This is a genomic window from Bradyrhizobium sp. WYCCWR15520 (assembly GCF_056174665.1).
This window is the reverse complement of record NZ_JBWBWM010000011.1, coordinates 1-15,850: the sequence shown is the minus strand read 5'-3', so window position 1 is coordinate 15,850 and position 15,850 is coordinate 1. Positions and strand designations below refer to the sequence as shown.

The following is a 15,850-nucleotide window of genomic DNA, read 5'->3' as shown; positions in this document are numbered from 1 at the left end:
GAATGGGGACGAGGACAGAACGATGACCACGAAAACTCAACTCCGTCAGGTCAGGGCCTTGGGCGTGTTTGGCGCCCTGCTCGGCCTTTCGGCCGCGCTCGGCGCCTGCACACCGCTGGCCACGGAAACCGTGACCGCCAGCGTGCCGGATGACTACCGACAGCGTCATCCGATCGCCGTGACCGAAGCCAACCACTCGATCGTCGTGTTTGTCGGCCATGCCCGCGGCGGTCTCTCCGGTCCGCAACGCGCCGACGTCATGGGTTTGGCGCAGAGCTGGGTCCGCGAAGGCACCGGCGCAATCATCGTCGACGTCCCGATCGATACGCCGAATGCCCGCGCGGCTGCGGCGTCGTTCGGGGAAATCCAGTCGGTGCTGATGGCTGGCGGCGTGCCCTCGCGCGCCATCACGCGACATCACTACCGTCCCGAAGATCCCCGCACCTTGCCCACGATCCGGCTAAGCTATCCGAAGATCAGGGCGGTAGCCGGCCCGTGCGGCCTGTGGCCGCAAGACCTCGGCCCGAACATCGACAACGTCGCCTACAACGAAAACCGCTCCTACCACAATTTCGGCTGCGCCTCCCAGCGCAACCTCGCGGCGATGATCGACAATCCCGCCGATCTCGAACAGCCGCGTCCCGAGAGCCCCGCCTATACGTCGCGGCGCAACATCGCCTTTGACAAATACCGCAAGGGCCTTCCGACCACGACCACCTATCCCGAAGCCGAAAAAGCCAAACTCAGCGATACAGGCAAATGATCAGCCGCGTCTTTCAAAAATCCGACGATCAACTGGACGAAACGCCGGCGCAGCCCGAGGAATACATCTCGCCGGCGCCACGCGTATCGGTGCAGGCCTTTTGCGCCAGCGTCGCCATCGCAACCGCGGTGCGCGCGGCGAGCGAAGACCGCCGTCTCGGCAAGGCCCACCTTTCGGTTCACATGGGCGGCATTGCGGCCGCCATCGAGGCCTACCACACGGCGCCGACGCCGAACGTGATCCTGCTGGAGAGTGATCCCGGCACCGACATTCTCGAAGGGCTCGATGAACTCGCCGCCGTCTGCGACGCAGGCACGCGCGTCGTCGTGATAGGCAGCGCCAAAGACATGACGCCCTATCGCGAGCTGGTGCGGCGCGGTGTCAGCGACTACGTGACCGGACCGATCGAGCCGATCGACGTCGTGCGCGCGATATGCGGCCTTTACGCGGCCTCCGAGGCCGTGGCAGTCGGCCGTATCGTTGCGGTCGTCGGCGCCAAGGGCGGCGTCGGCGCATCCACTGTTGCGCACAACGTCGCCTGGGCGATCGCGCGCGATCTGGCGCTCGATTCTGTCGTGATCGATCTCGACCTCGCCTTCGGCACCGCCGGCCTCGATTACAACCAGGATCCGGTTCAGGGCATCGCCAACGCCGTCTTCCAGCAGGAACGGCCGGACTCCGCGTTCATGGAGCGTCTCTTGGCGAAATGCACCGATCGCCTCAATCTGCTGGCAGCGCCGGCAACGCTGGACCAGGTCTACGATTTCGGTGCCGATGCGTTCGACGCGATCTTCGATACGATGCGCATGACGACCCCCTGCATCGTGCTCGACGTACCGCATCAATGGTCGGCGTGGACCAAGCGCACGCTGGTCGGCGCGGACGACATCCTGATCGTCGCCGAGCCCGATCTCGCCAACATGCGCAACGCCAAGAACATGCTGAACGTGCTGAAGGCGGCGCGACCCAACGACCGGCCGCCGCTCTATTGCCTCAACCAGGTCGGCATGCCCAAGCGTCCGGAGATCACCACGCGCGAATTTGCCAAGGCGATCGAGAGCCAGCCGATCGCCGCCATTCCGTTCGATTCGAAGATGTTCGGCACCGCCGCCAATAATGGCCAGATGATCGCGCAGATATCAGCCAAGCATCGCACCACCCAGATGTTCCTGCAGATTGCGCAGCGCATGACCGGTCATGCCGTGACCAAGCGGACGTCATTCCTGGCGCCGCTCATCAAGAAGCTGCAGGGCGCGACGGCCCGCAGGGCTTGAGCACAAAGCAACGGCGTCAGCGGCCTTGCCATTGACGCTCATGGCGGCCTCGAGCGTGGTCGATTTCCGGTTCGCGTAAAACGCGTCCAGCCTTAGTCGACGCGTCGGGCCGCAGCGATCGGCATCTTGTCGGCCTCGGCCCGCGCGTTCTCCCTGTCCTTCCGTGCCAGCAATCGCTTCAATTGCGTGACGTTGGCGGCGGCCTCGGCCGGTGGCAGATCGGCTTTCACGATCTTTTCCGCCTCGGCAAAATTGCCCTGCAGGCCGACCGCCAGCGTCAGATTGGCGCGCACGCGCGGATCGTTTTTCGCAAGGCTGTAGGCGCGACGCAGCGTCTCCTCGGCCTTGGCCAGATCTTTCGAGAGCACATAGGAGAGCCCGAGATTGGACAGCACCGACGGCTGGTCGGGCACGATTTTCAGCGCATTCGCATAATATTGGCGCGCCTCGTCAAATCGCCCGAGTTGGTCCAGCGTTGCTCCCTGCGCAGAGAGCAGCCGCCAATCGGGATCGTTAGGGCTGTGGGCGCTGCCGAGCACGTCGAAGGCTTGCTGGAAATTGCCGTTATCCGCCAGCGCGCGGCCGTAAGCGGCGAGCAGCGGCTTGTTGCCGGGATGGGCGATGGAGGCCTGTTCGAGCACCGCAACCGCCTGCGACCGCTGTCCCGTCACGCGGAGCGCCTTGCCGTATTTCAGCGCAGCGTCGGCATCCCTGGGATTGGCGCGGTAACGCTCCTGATAGAGTTCAACGTCGCGGCGCGGATCGGTGGCGGGGCCGGTGTCGGTCTTTTCGTCGATCGAGCCGGTAATGTCCGACAGTCCCGAGGTCTGGCAGCCGCCGAGCCCCAGCGCCAGAACCAGGATGGATGCGCAGGCAAGATGCCGCGCAACGCGGGGCGGATGGGATGACTTCTGGACCATGTAGCGGGACTCACGGCGGGAACTGTTCAGCAGTGTTCCCAGCTTAACCCTAAATTCGGGTTAAATCCGCGCGCCTCGGCGGTAATCAATGACCATTGCGGGCCCCTCGTGGCCCGCCGCCCCGAACCGGCGCTGCCGGGCAGTCTAGTCGAGGAATTGCGCGCCGAGCTCGCAGCCGATCCGCCAGGCCAGCCGGCATGCACGCGGCCGGCCTTCCGAGAAAATCACCGTGAATTCGGACGGGATTTCGGGGTATTCGGCGATGATCTTCACGCCGCCATCTGACATGTCCGTAATCATGCAGTCGCGCGGCAATCCGCCGGTCGCGAACTGTATTTTTGCAAAATTTCTGCACGCACGACGTACGCTTGCGCGGCGATTCGCTGCCAACATGTCCACCCCTGGCCCTTGCTCGATGTGATTCACTCGAAGGTGGATCAGCTTTACCGAAGAATTGTTGGAATTGGCCTAGCGCGGCGGCACGCAATGTAATTGATATATTCGAACTCCGTTTACCGAACCTGGACCGCAATTTTCGGCAAATTAAAGGATTGATCCCCGCTAGAGCATGGTCCGGAAAAGTGTGCAGCGGTTTTCCGAAGAGATCATGCTCAAAACAAAAGATAAAGCGGGATGACGATTCGAAGAAACGTCATCATGCTTTAGTGCCAGGCTCGCCGCCCATCGCAGCGGCGAAAGCGAATTGGCCGAGCCGCTGACCGTCAGCGGTCCAGCGTCTTCGACGCCTTGCCGCGATGCTTGACGATCAGCATGATGTTTCTGATGTAGATGATGGTAGCCGCCGCCTGGCCGATAATGATCACCGGCTCACGCTTGGCGATGCCGTAGACCAGCGTCATCAGCCCGCCTCCCATCGAGAAGAACCAGAACGCGATCGGTATCACGCTTCGTCCGGCGCGCTCGCTCGATATCCACTGCACCAGGAAGCGCGCCGTGAACAGCAATTGCGCGACCAACCCGAAGGCCAGCCAGAAATCGAACTTGGCGACGAAGACGTCATAGAGATAGTCGCCGAGCGCAGCGCCGTATTGAATCAGCATCAGAGAACCTCGGTCGCAACGGGCGTCGTCTTCTTGCGGCGGATCAGCCACCACACGCCGGCGAGATCCATGATCCCGATCCATAACCGGTCAAAGAAACCGTAATTGGATACGCCTGAATGGCGCGGGCGGTCGATCACGTCGACGTAAGCAATGTCGAAGCCTTCGCGGCGCACCAGCGCCGGCAGGAACCGGTGCAGCCCGTCGAAATAGGGCATCGAGAGGAACACCTCGCGCGGGAATGCCTTCAATCCGCAGCCGGTGTCGCGGGTGCCGTCGCGCAGGATCGAGTTGCGCACGCCATTGGCGATCCGCGACTGCAGTTTCTTGAAACCGGTGTCCTTGCGCCCGACCCGCTGACCGGCCGCAAGACCGACGCGGCCGCCGCCCTTTTCGACCGCCACAATCAGGTCCGGCAGGAACGCCGGATTGTTCTGCCCGTCGCCATCCAGCGTCGCCACGATGGCGCCGCGCGCCGCCCGTACCCCGCTGCGCACCGCCGCCGATTGCCCTGACGAAGCGGCGTGCTTCAGTTGCCGGAGCTGCGGGTGCTGCTTCATCATCGCCGCCAGTCGGTCGGCGGTTGCATCCGTCGAACCGTCGTTGACGTAAATGATCTCGTAGGTCCAGCGGCTGCCGAGCGCGCCGACGATTTCCGCAATCAGCGGCGCGACGTTGTCCGCCTCGTTACGCACCGGCACAACGATTGAAACGGCAACCGCATCTCTGTCGGCAGATGTCAAATCGGCACTCGTCTGGTTGGTTTGGAAGACCCCGGAACCGGGCGTATCGGGCCGTCAGGCGGCGTCCGCTTTTATGGGGCCAAAGCGCCCCGGGCAACCCTTTTGAGGCGCCCCGACGAGGGCCCGACAAGGGACACGATGCTGCCGTCGCGCTGGATCGCAAATCCGAGCCGGCGGGCCGCAAACCAGTATCGCACGAACATCGCGCCGATGATGCCGACCAGGGCGCCGGCCACGACGTCGCTCGGATGATGGGCCAGCAGCACCAGACGGCTCGCCGCAATGATCAGGGCGTAGACGGCCATCGCATGGCGCGCCTGGGGCCAGACCACCGACACGGCGAAAGCGAGCGCAAAGGCGGTCGTGGCATGGCCGGAAGGGAAACTGTAATAGGCCGGGTTGCCCGCGAAATGCGAAAAGTGGAACGCGTTGGCTTCGCCGCCGACAAACGGCCGGCCGCGGCCGACGCAATATTTCAGCACTTCGGTGACCAGATTGGAGACGGCTACCGCGCAGAATATGAACTGCAGCCGCGTTCCGAGGCCAAGCAGCAGCGAGCGCCGAATACCATGCAAGGCAGGAGCTGCGATCGCGACCGCGATCAGCAGTATTCCAAGCACCCCCAGCACATATTCGTCCTTGCCGAAGTCGGTAAGAATGCGGACCCACCACAGCGAGGGGGTGCCGCGCTTCGGCATCTGGCTGATTTCCCACGCGTCGATCGCGTACATCAGCACGATGATCGCGGCACCCAGACCGGCTGACAGCCACAGCACGTGCCGTGCCGCGCGGCGAGCGGCTTCGGCGCGTCGCGAATGCGACGGCGTGCGCACCAACTGCGCTAGTGACAGCCACGCCAGGATAGCGAAGCGCGAAAGATAGCTTTTTGAATCGGCGACAGCAGGGCTCGCGGGCATTTATTCCGTACCTTCCGAGCGGAAGATGGCGATCGAGATCGCCTTGCCCTGCGAAATGTTATAGCCCTCGATCCGCTTCGCCACATTGTAGCGCAGCCCGGTCGCTTCGGCGCGCTGGACGAAGGCGCGTTCGGTACGCGATTCCACCAGCGCGAAGCGGCAACTGCCCTGCCCCAGGAAATCGGCCGCACCCGATCCGTCGGTGAGCAGCGTGCCGGTGCCGGTCATGAAGACGAGGCTCGGCTCATGAAAGCCCGCCGCCGCGGCCTTCGGCCCGACGCAGACCACGTTGCGAAGCGCGCGCGCAATCTCGGGGCTCGGAAACATCGCGGTCAACGACGGCATCACGATGCCGTAGATAGCGACCGCCAGAAACATCGCCGCCACCACGGCATTCAACAATGAACGTTCGGCGCGGCTGTCCTCGAACATCCACCACGCGATCAGGCCGAATATCATCGCCGCCGCCAGGAACGGCCAGGCCGGAAACGCCGGGTAGTGCGTCAGCTTGATGGCGCCGATGACGGCGATCACGGCTGCCCCCGCCGGAACGACGAACCACCAGGCGGCACCGCGCCTCAGCCAGGACCGCGACAGCACGCGGCGCTCCAGCGCGCCGGCGGTGAGGATCGCAATCGCCGGATAGAGCGGCAGCACGTAATGCGGCAGCTTGGTCAGCACCAGCTCGAACACGATCCATGACGGCACCAGCCACGCCAGCAGATATTGCGCGCCGGGTTCGCGCCGCGCCCGCCATACCGCAGGCGCCGCCATTCCCGCCAGCGCCGCGCCCGGCCAGAACGTAACCCAGAACAGCAGCAGATAGAGGCCGGGCGGCGCGCCGTGCGATTCCTGCGCGCCGAGCTTGCTCAGCATGTCGCCGCCAAGCGAATTCGAGAAGAAGGCCTCGCCCGCCCGCCAGAAGATCGCAACGAACCAGGGCAGCACCAGCACCAGCGTCCACATCAGGCCCCAGACCGGCCGCAGCCGCCACAGCCATGCCGCCGAGCGGTCCAGGATCGCGAGCGCTGCGATGGTCAGCCCGACGAACATCAGGATCAGCGGCCCCTTGAGCAGGATGCCGCCAGCCAGCGCCGTCCAGAACACCGCGGGCGCGGTCCAGGGCGGACGCGCCGGGTCCTCGCCGCGCTGCCATGACAGATAGATCCGCGCCATTGCCCCCATCGCGGCGACAACGGTCAATAGAAGCATCGCGTCGGTCTTGGCCAGCCTTGCTTCGGCACCAAGCAGGACGGAACTGCACATCATCAGTGCCGCCAGCGCCGCCCCGCGCCGCGTGACGAAGGCGAGCGCCGCCCAATAGGTCAGGAGCACCGCGCCGATGGCGCCGATCAGCGAGGGAATCCGGTAGAGCCAGATGCGCAACTGCGCGCGCGGCAGCCCGAGGGATGAAGCGGTTTCCACCACGGCAGCCTGCAGCCAATAAATGCCGACCGGCTTTTTGTAGCGGACGTCATCCTGGAAGCGAATATCGACAAAATCGCCGCTTTCGACCATCTGCTTGGTCGCCTGCGCAAAGCGCGCCTCGTCGCGGTCGATCGCTGGAATGGTGAAGAAACCGGGCAGGAAAAGCACGAAGCCGCAAAGCACCAGGAACACGATGGCGCGAAGATGGCTGGCCGTGGCGAAGTCGAACGCAGCCGCGATCCTACGGTTGGAATGCGTAGGTTTTACAGGCTGTTGGCCTGATCCAAAGCGAGGGGGCTGGAAGGTTTCCACCATGCTGTTCGCATACGATGAAACCGCACTGCAAACAACACCGCAGACCCCCTAAGTCGTGGTCAACAGAGCGTTTTTCCTCACTGTACCCGGATCACCACGGTATCGGCCGCACCGGTCGCATCGATCACGGTCAACCGGGCAAAGCCCGGTCCAGGCGGATCCACCAGCCGCTGGCGCCGGCTGTCGATCTCGCCGACCGAGGCGCCGTTCAGCATGACGGTCAGCGGCAGCACGCCGCCGGCGACCTTGACCGGCATCGCGGCGGCCTGCCCGTCGCCGGAACGATCGACGTCGATCCGCGAGCCGTTCAGGGGGAACTGGATGCGCAGCGCGGCATCGTTGCTGGTCCGGATCAGTTCGCCGACGGGACGGAAGCGCTTGAGCGGCAGCGGCAGCTTGGCATTGCCAGCAATCAGGACACCTTTAGGCGCCTTCGGCAGCGCCGCGGGAATCTTTCCGGTGCGCGCAAAGGCATCGAACAGGATCGGCGCGGCAGCGGTGCGGCCGACCAGGCCCGGCACAGGCGCGCCGTCGGGACGCCCGACCCACACGCCGATGGTGATGCGGCCGTCGAAGCCGACCGACCATGCGTCGCGATAGCCGTAGCTGGTGCCGGTCTTGAACGCGATCTTGCTGTGCACGCCGTTTTCCGGCGGCGGCGTGCCGAGCAGCACGTTGCCGACCTGCCAGGCCGCGGCCTGGTCCATCAGCCGCAGCGGCTCGCGGTCGTCGTTGGTGAGCATGATCTCGCGCAGCGGCCGCGCCGCGCCAAGCCGCGCCAGCCCGGCATAGAGCTGCGCCAGATCCTGCAGGGTGACGCCGACGCCGCCGAGGCCCATGGCAAGGCCCGGCGCTTCGTCCTTCGGCAGTACGAGGTTGCCGCCGGCCTGCTTCAGCCGCGACGACAGCCGGCTGGAGCCGACGCGATCGAGCAGCGCTATCGCCGGCACGTTCAGCGAGAGCTGCAGCGCCTTGCGCACCGGCACCGTGCCCTGGAACGTCATGTCGAAATTTTCCGGCGCGTAGGAGCCGAAGCGAATCGGACGGTCGTCGATCAGGCTTTCGGGATGCACAAAGCCGTCCTCGAAGGCGAGCCCATAGATGAACGGTTTCAGCGTCGATCCCGGCGATCGCACCGCGCGGGTCATGTCGACCTGCCCGGCGCGGCGCTCGTCGAAATAATCCGACGAGCCGACGCGCGCCAGCACATCGCCGCTTTCATTGTCGACCGCGATGATGGCGACCGAGATATTCGGCCCCTGCGCCACCGCGCGGTCGCGCGCCAAGGCCTCCAGCGTCTTCTGCAGGCTCGCATCCAGCGTGAGCTTGACCAGCGGCGTATCCTTCACCGTCGCCATCGCGGCATCGGAGGAATGCGGCGCGAGGATCGGCATCGGCTTGCGCAGCCGCGGCACGACGACCGCCTTAGCCTGCGCCGCGTCCTCTTTCGGCACCATGCCGTCCTCGACCATCCGCGCCAGCACGCGGTCACGCGCGGCATGCGCCGCTTCCGGATAACGGTCGAGCCGGCGGCGTTCCGGCGATTGCGGCAGCGCGACCAGAAGTGCGGCCTCAGCGAGCGAAAGCCGCTTTGGCTCCTTGCCGAAATAGGCGATGGAAGCGGCGCGGATGCCTTCGAGATTGCCACCGAACGGCGCCAGCGCGAGATAGAGATCGAGGATTTCGTCCTTGCTCAGTTGCCGCTCGAGCTGAACCGCGCGCACCATCTGGTGCAGCTTTGCTGAGAGCGAGCGCTCGCGCCGCGGCTCCATCAGCCGCGCCAATTGCATCGTGATGGTCGAGCCGCCGGAGACGATGTGGCCGCTGGTGCCGAACTGCAGCGCCGCGCGCCCCAGCGCCAGCGGATCGACGCCGCCGTGCGACCAGAACCGGCGGTCTTCATAGGCCACCAGCAATTTCAGATAGCCGGGATCGACTGATGTCTTGGCATCCACCGGCAGCCGCCAGCGGCCGTCGGCCATCGCAAAAGCGCGCAGCAGCTTGCCGTTGCGATCGACGATCGTGGTCGAGGCTTTTCGCGACTGCTCCAGCGGCAGCGGTCCGAGCGAGACGACCCAGCCCGTGAAGGCGGTGGTGCTTACGATGAGCAGGAAGGCAAGCGCCACCGCAATCCGGAAAAAGCGGCGGCGTCCACCTTCACCGGTGTCATGCCCGGGCTTGTCCCGGGCATCCACGTCTTCCCGTTGTTGGCGCAGCTGTTCGCTCATTTCGCCGGACGCACCTCGACTGAGCCGGTGCCGGTGCGGCCGTAGCGCGAGGGGTTGTACATGTCCTCGACATAGGCCTGCGGCAGCACGTATTTGCCGGGCGATACCGCGCGCACGATGTAGGCCACCGTGAACACCGACTGGTCGTCGCTGGCGCGATCGATCGCCGCCGTGAAGCGGTCGTCGCGGAACTCGGTATGCTCCGGCTCCTCGCCATCCTCGATCCAGTCCAGCGTGCCGGAGTCACCCGACGACACCAGCCGCGGATTGTCGATCTCGAGACCCGCCGGCAGATAGTCGGCCACCATGATGTGCCCGTATTCCGGCTTGGCCTCGGTGATCTTCAGCACCACGGCGAAGCGATCGTTCTGCTTGGCCTTGGTGACATCTGCGGGCTTGCCGTCGAGCGTGAAATAACTGCGCTCGATCTTGAAGCCGTTCGATGCAGCCGGCTCGGGAGTGACCGGCGAGCCCGAGATCGAAACCACCGCCTGCACCGGCGCATCGCCGGTATTGGTGATCTTCACAGGCTTGCCGGCCAGCGCCTCGGCCTTGTAGCTGCGGTAGACCGCGGCCTTCACCGGCGATCCATCGATATCGAGCGTCAGCGTTTCCTTCGACAGCGCACGCGCGGCCAGTACCATCCACGCGTTCTCCTGCGTCGAGGTGTAGGGCGTCAGCCCCCGCGCCGCTTCGACCCGCTGGACGGCCTGCGTCAGCGTCGCCCGCGGCGCGTTGCCTTCGCTGGCGAGCGAGACCAGCGCCGCGGCATCGCGCAGCGCCGAACCGTAATCGATGCGACCGAACTCGATCACCGGTTTTGGCGCCAGCGCATCGAGCGCCGCGCCATAGACCCGCTCCGCCCGCGTCTTGTCGCCGACCAAAGCCAGCGCCGCCGCGAGCTGCGATTTCGCGATTGGAGTCGCGAGGTTCGACAGCTTGGTATCGGCAAGATAGCGGAGGTCACCGATGGGGGCAGCGCCATTGCGGGCGAGCACGTAGAGGCCGTAGGCCAGATCGCGGCCGCCGTCCTTTTCCGGCTCGTTGGCGTTGACCACGGAGTTCCTGATGCGATCGAGCGCGTTCTTGAACAGCACGTCCGGCACTGCAAAGCCCTTTTCGCGGGCCCGGGTCAGGAAGTCCGTCACATAGGCGTCGAGCCAGGAATCGTCGCCACCGGCCGACCACAGGCCGAACGAACCGTTCGAGCCCTGTCGCGCCAGCAGCCGTTCGATGGCGTCCTTGATGCGCTGGTCGACCGCGGTATCCATCGCCAGATGCGCGCCGGCCGCGAGGTCATTGACATAGAGCAACGGCATCGCGCGGCTGGTGATCTGCTCGGAGCAACCGTGCGGATAGCGATCCAGCGCCTTCAAGATGGTCGCCGCATCGAGGGCCGTCGACAAGCTTACCGACAGCGAGACACCACCGGTGCCCGGCACGAGGTCAGAGAACATGTCCGGCGTCAGCGTCAGGCTCTCGCCTTTCGCCAATGTCCGGATCGAGCGCCGCGCCAGCACCTGCGTCGCCGCCTTGACGTCGAGCGCATAGTGCCGCGCCAGCGTCAGCCCGTTCGGGCCCTTGATGTCGACATCGAGATTGGCGGTACCGGCGCCGCCGGCGTCGAGCGCCAGCGACATCGAGGTCCGCTGCTTCGCCGCCAGCTTGACGGTGGTGGTCGGATTACCCGTCACCTTCACCGGGCCCGAGGTCTTGACGCTGATACCGTAGTCGCCGGCCGCACCCTCGACATTGTCGAGGTCAAAACTCATCGTGCCCTTGTCGCCGTTAAGCAGGAAGCGCGGCAGCGTCGCCGTCAGCACCACGGGATCGCGCACGGTGACATCGATCGTGGCGCGGCCGAGCTTGGTCGCATTCCACGCCACCGCCATCACCCGCGCGGTGCCGGCAAATTCCGGAATATCGAAACTGATCTCGGCGGTGCCGTCGGCGCCGACCGTGACAATGCCGGAGTAGAGCGCCAGCGGCTTCTGCGTGGGCGGTGAGCCCTGCAACTCGGCGCCCGCGCCGTCGCCGCCGGTCCTGATCTGGCCGCGCGTGCCCTGCATGCCGTCGATCAGTTGCCCGTAGAGATCGCGGATCTCGGCCGTCAGGCGGCGCTGGCCGAGATAGTAATCGTCAGGCGCCGGCGGCTTGTAATTGGTCAAATTGAGAATGCCGACATCGACCGCGGCGACCACGATCTTTGCGTCCTCACCCGCATTGAGCCCGCCGAGCTTGACCGGGATCTTCAGCGCGGTGCCGGGCCGCACCAGCGGCGGCGGCGCCAGCGCTACCTGCAGCGTGCGCGTCTTTTTGTCGATGCCGAACCATTTCAGGCCAATCGCCCGTCCGGGCATCCGCAGCGCCGCAGCATCGAGCGGACGGCGCAATGTCGCCAGCACATAGGCGCCGGTGCCCCAATCCTTGCCGACGGTCAGCTTGACCTGCTGGGTACCTTCCCTGACATCGACCGTCTGCGTCGTCAGCAGCCGGTCGCCGAGCACGTTCACCGTCAGCTTGCCGGCTGTGCGGGCGTTGACCGATACCACCATGGTGTCGCCGGAGGCGTATTCCGGCTTGTCGATCGAGGTCTCCAACAGGTCGGGCGTGTCGGCGCTGCCGTCGGAGTACCAGCCGACATCGAACTGCACCGAGGTGACCGGGCCATCCGCTTCCGTCGACTTGACGTCGAGGCGATAGCGGCCGGGCTCCGGCGAGACCGACACCCGCGCCGCCTTGTCGGCCGCAAGCGTCAGGTCGCCATCGGCAACGCGCTTGGTCGATTTGACCGGCTCATATTCCCAGGACGAGTTCTGGCGATACCACTGGTAGCGCGACTCCATCTTGAGCAGTTCATAGCGCAGGCCGTCGCGCGGCAGCTGCTTGCCGTCGGGGCCGACGAACACGACGTCGAACTCGGCCTTGTCACCCTCGGCGACGCTCTTGTCGCCGAACAGCGGCTTGATGCCGATCAGCGCCGCCGTTGGCGCCACGGGCAGCACCAGCTTGCGCTCGACGGCCCGGCCGCCGGTCTCCACCATCCGGATGAAGATCTGCGCCTCCTGCGGGCGGGTGGACGTTGGTGCCTTGGCCAGCGACACCGGGAAGGTCGCGAGGCCATTGGCATCGGCTTCGGGCAGGTTCTCGATCGGGGTCCGCTCGTTGCTCGCGGTCTCTTCATCGGCCACGCCGAACTGATAGCCGGGATAGCCCGGCCGCCCGGCAGCAGCGGGGGCGACCAGCATGTCGCCTTCGAGCTGGAGCCCTGAGGCCGGCGCGCCGTAGAGGAATTTGCCGGCCACCTTCAATTCAACCGGAGCTTCAGCCTTGATCATCTTCTCCTTGGCCGAGATGTCGAACTCGATCCGCTCCGGGATGTAATCCTCGACCATGAAGGTGGTCTCGCCGACGGACGAGCCCTTGGGGTCGGTAAAGGCGCGTACCCGCCAGGTCCCGGTCGGAACGGCGGAATTGAGCGCTACGGCCATGGAACGCCCGCCAGCACCCTGATCGGGGAGCTGGGCGCGGCGGAATTCGACGCCGTCCGGCCGCTCGATCACCAGCGTCAGCGGCCCGCCGGCCATGGCGTTGCCCTGCCCGTCGCGGAGCAGCGCCGTCAGATAGACCGTTTCGTTCGAGCGGTAGACGCCGCGCTCGGCATAGACGAAGGCGTCGGCGCCAGCAGGCACCACCCGCCCCGAGACGCCGCGGTCGGTGAGATCGAAGGCGTTGGTCTTCAGGCTGAGAAAGGCGTAGTCCGACTTGTCGCTCATGACCGTGAGCAAGGCCGGCGACAGACCACCCTCGCCGCGCGCCAATCCAGCCTCGAACAGGACATGGCCGGCATCGTCGGGCTTGCGGGTCGCTAAAATCTCGTTGTTGCGGGCGACGAGCCGCACCTCGGCCTTGGCGACCGCTTCGGTCGAAGCCAGCGAATTGACGAAGACGTGGATGCCGTCATTGCCGGAAAACGCTGTCAGACCCATGTCGGAGACGATGAACCATTGCGTCGCCAGCGAGCCGTCATCATCGCCGGCACTGCCGGGCCCCTTGGCCGCCGCCGTCATCACATAGACGCCTGGCTGCAGGTCGCCGAGCGCCTGATCGACCGGGAATGCCGTCACGACGTCCTGGTTCAGCGTGGTCGCGGTGGCGAGATCGCCGGACCAGACTTTTACGCCGCGCTCATCGCCGAGAGCGGAGAGCTGGTAGCTGGAGAGCGTCTTCTGGAAATCGCTGTCGACCACCGTGTTGATCAGGTTGCGGTCGCCGATCCGGAACACGTTGACGTTCACCGATGGCGTATTGACGCTGACCAGCGGAATGCCGCGCTGGCCGGTGCGCGGCAGCACATAGGCGCGGCCGGTGAAGCGCACGAACGGCTTGCGGTCGCGCACATAGATGTTGAACTCGGCCGATTTGGGCAGGCTTTCCTTCACCGTGGACGGCAGGCCGGCGCGCAGATTGATGTTGTAGCGCTCACCATGCTTCAGCCCATCGACACAGAGCTGCTTGCCCTCGCTGGTCAGCGCCGGCTTGTCGGTGCCGGCCAGCGCCACGAACGGCGCGAAATCGACCCGCTTGGCGAGATCCTCGGAGAACTGGAAACAGGCACGCGGCGAGGCCCCGTCGGAATCGACGGTGTAATCCAGCAGGCGGAAGCCGTGCTGGTCGCGCATCTTCTCGTACTGGCCGCGGACCTCGGCGACCTCGCGCATGTCGAGCGAGAGCCGCAAGCTATCCAGCGCCGGACGCCACAGCTTGCGCTCGGACATCGCCCGTCCCAGCACCGCCAGCGCATCGGCCTCCTCGGCCTGGTTGCCGGCGCGCTGGTAGGCGATATAGGCCGCGGTCGAGGCGCGCTCGTACAGGAAGGTCTGCTCGCTGGAACTGGCGGCGCGGATCTGGAAGATGGTCTTGGCGAGTTTTAGCCAATTTGCACTATCTTCCGGCGTGGTGGCGGCGATCTGGCCGAGGATCTGCAATCCGACCCGGAAGTCGGAGCGCTTGAAGGCGGCATCGGCGTCGTTGCGCAGCGTGGCGGAGGATTTGGCGACCGGCCCCGCCTCGCTCTTGATCTGGGCCTCCAGCTTCACGGCCGAATCAGCGAGGTCTTCGCGCTTGAACGCCTTGTCCGCGGCCCCAGCCGCCGTCAGGCCAAGCGCCAGCGTGGCGCAAATCACTGTGGCGCGAACCAAACCGATCATGATGGGCTCCTTGCCGCGGACAAATGCCGCGTAACGATCAAAAAAGGCGCGAAAAGGTGACGGACTGATGGCAGTTATGTCGGCTTGCGAAAGGGTCGCATGCATGGCGCAAGACAGTCCAAACGGTCCCGGCCACCCCCGGCGGCGGGTAGCCGGCGGGCAGGCCTGTGTCAGGGCGAGCCACAGGAGATAGCCCACCGTCTGCCTTAGTCGCCAACTTGAGGAAATCGGTTCGACCGTCTTGGCGGGAAAGCGGATTTTTCATATTGGCAGTGCTAGAGAGGCCAAAGAGAACATAAGGCGATGGCCAGCCGGCTATCGCCCGGACGGTCCCGTAGCTCAACTGGATAGAGTAGCGGATTTCTACTCCGCGGGTTGCAGGTTCGAATCCTGCCGGGATCGCCAACGCTTCTCATGATCAATCAACAACTTGGCATGATCCTCATTTCGTTCTCTCGCGCGTGTTGCGCGGCGTTACATGCGAGTGTCAGTAATTCCAAGGTCTTACCGTCAGCTACAAATGGTTTCACGCAACACGAGCGCAACACGGCTTTTCCCGCTTCGTTCCAATCGTTCTTTGATGATTCAGATATCCTTTTTGCCGTCGGCCTTGCCGTCGTCGCAATCATCGTCGCCGTCGGCAAGCTAATTGAGCGGGTATGTCGCCCTCCGAGCACGGAGGCAGACAAATGAACATAGCCCTCGTCGTGCTCGTGATCTGCGTCGCGCTGTACGTCGCTGTTCGGTTGACGCTGCGATACTACTTTCCGTCTAATACCTGATCGCTCGCAGGCTTGGTAACGCGAGGGGCTCGGTGTGATTCTTGGCAGAAAATCTGCGTCGATTCATTTCGACGAACCAACGGGGGGAGCAGGCTGCCCCCTCCGCTGATGACGGAGTCGTCGTTACGGTCCGGGTGACGATGCTCGCAGGGAAACTATGCGGCGCGGGATTTGCTTTTTCCCGATCGGGCTGTCTTTGCCTTAGCGGA

Annotated in this window: 11 protein-coding genes and 1 tRNA gene; 4 read left to right on the top strand and 8 right to left on the bottom strand. The window is 64.9% G+C overall.

Annotated elements, in window-relative coordinates; translation table 11 throughout:
- Positions 1-22: 22 nt before the first annotated feature.
- Both AC0QUY_RS14015 and AC0QUY_RS14010 read left to right on the top strand, forming a co-directional pair.
- Positions 23-763, top strand: a complete 741-nt coding sequence (locus tag AC0QUY_RS14015) for a CpaD family pilus assembly protein (RefSeq protein WP_475387267.1) — start codon at positions 23-25, stop codon at positions 761-763.
- Positions 760-2,037: a CpaE/TadZ family protein gene (locus tag AC0QUY_RS14010; protein WP_161854533.1), complete on the top strand. Its 1,278-nt coding sequence runs from the start codon at positions 760-762 to the stop codon at positions 2,035-2,037. Before AC0QUY_RS14015 ends, AC0QUY_RS14010 begins: the two co-directional genes overlap by 4 nt.
- A gap of 92 nt (positions 2,038-2,129) precedes the next feature.
- Here AC0QUY_RS14010 and AC0QUY_RS14005 read toward each other — a convergent pair whose 3' ends face one another.
- The 8 genes from AC0QUY_RS14005 to AC0QUY_RS13970 form a co-directional block, all read right to left on the bottom strand.
- Positions 2,130-2,957, bottom strand: a complete 828-nt coding sequence (locus AC0QUY_RS14005; protein ID WP_475387266.1) for a tetratricopeptide repeat protein — start codon at positions 2,955-2,957, stop codon at positions 2,130-2,132.
- 144 nt (positions 2,958-3,101) lie between these two features.
- Positions 3,102-3,350 (bottom strand): PilZ domain-containing protein, encoded by a 249-nt coding sequence (locus AC0QUY_RS14000; RefSeq protein WP_161856669.1) that lies wholly within the window; start codon positions 3,348-3,350, stop codon positions 3,102-3,104.
- Between the two features lie 329 nt (positions 3,351-3,679).
- On the bottom strand, positions 3,680-4,018 hold the full coding sequence (locus AC0QUY_RS13995; protein ID WP_161854531.1) for a lipid-A-disaccharide synthase N-terminal domain-containing protein: 339 nt from the start codon (positions 4,016-4,018) through the stop codon (positions 3,680-3,682).
- Positions 4,018-4,761 carry a glycosyltransferase family 2 protein gene (locus AC0QUY_RS13990; RefSeq protein ID WP_475387265.1) on the bottom strand — a complete coding sequence of 248 codons (744 nt, stop codon included), beginning with the start codon at positions 4,759-4,761 and terminating at the stop codon, positions 4,018-4,020. The genes AC0QUY_RS13995 and AC0QUY_RS13990 overlap by 1 nt, the downstream gene beginning before the upstream one ends.
- Before the next feature lie 71 nt (positions 4,762-4,832).
- A complete protein-coding gene (locus tag AC0QUY_RS13985; protein WP_475387264.1) occupies positions 4,833-5,678 on the bottom strand; it encodes a phosphatase PAP2 family protein in 846 nt (281 codons plus the stop codon).
- A complete protein-coding gene (locus AC0QUY_RS13980; protein ID WP_475387263.1) occupies positions 5,679-7,421 on the bottom strand; it encodes an ArnT family glycosyltransferase in 1,743 nt (580 codons plus the stop codon).
- A 77-nt stretch (positions 7,422-7,498) separates the two neighbouring features.
- Positions 7,499-9,616 carry a penicillin-binding protein 1C gene (pbpC, locus tag AC0QUY_RS13975; RefSeq protein WP_475387392.1) on the bottom strand — a complete coding sequence of 706 codons (2,118 nt, stop codon included), beginning with the start codon at positions 9,614-9,616 and terminating at the stop codon, positions 7,499-7,501.
- Between the two features lie 29 nt (positions 9,617-9,645).
- Complete coding sequence (locus tag AC0QUY_RS13970) at positions 9,646-14,859, bottom strand: alpha-2-macroglobulin family protein (RefSeq protein WP_475387262.1); 5,214 nt, start codon at positions 14,857-14,859, stop codon at positions 9,646-9,648.
- 328 nt (positions 14,860-15,187) lie between these two features.
- On the opposite strand from AC0QUY_RS13970, the gene AC0QUY_RS13965 reads away from it, so the two are divergent.
- A tRNA-Arg gene (locus tag AC0QUY_RS13965) sits at positions 15,188-15,264 on the top strand.
- A 9-nt stretch (positions 15,265-15,273) separates the two neighbouring features.
- Positions 15,274-15,552 (top strand): hypothetical protein, encoded by a 279-nt coding sequence (locus tag AC0QUY_RS13960; RefSeq protein ID WP_475387261.1) that lies wholly within the window; start codon positions 15,274-15,276, stop codon positions 15,550-15,552.
- Positions 15,553-15,850: the final 298 nt, after the last annotated feature.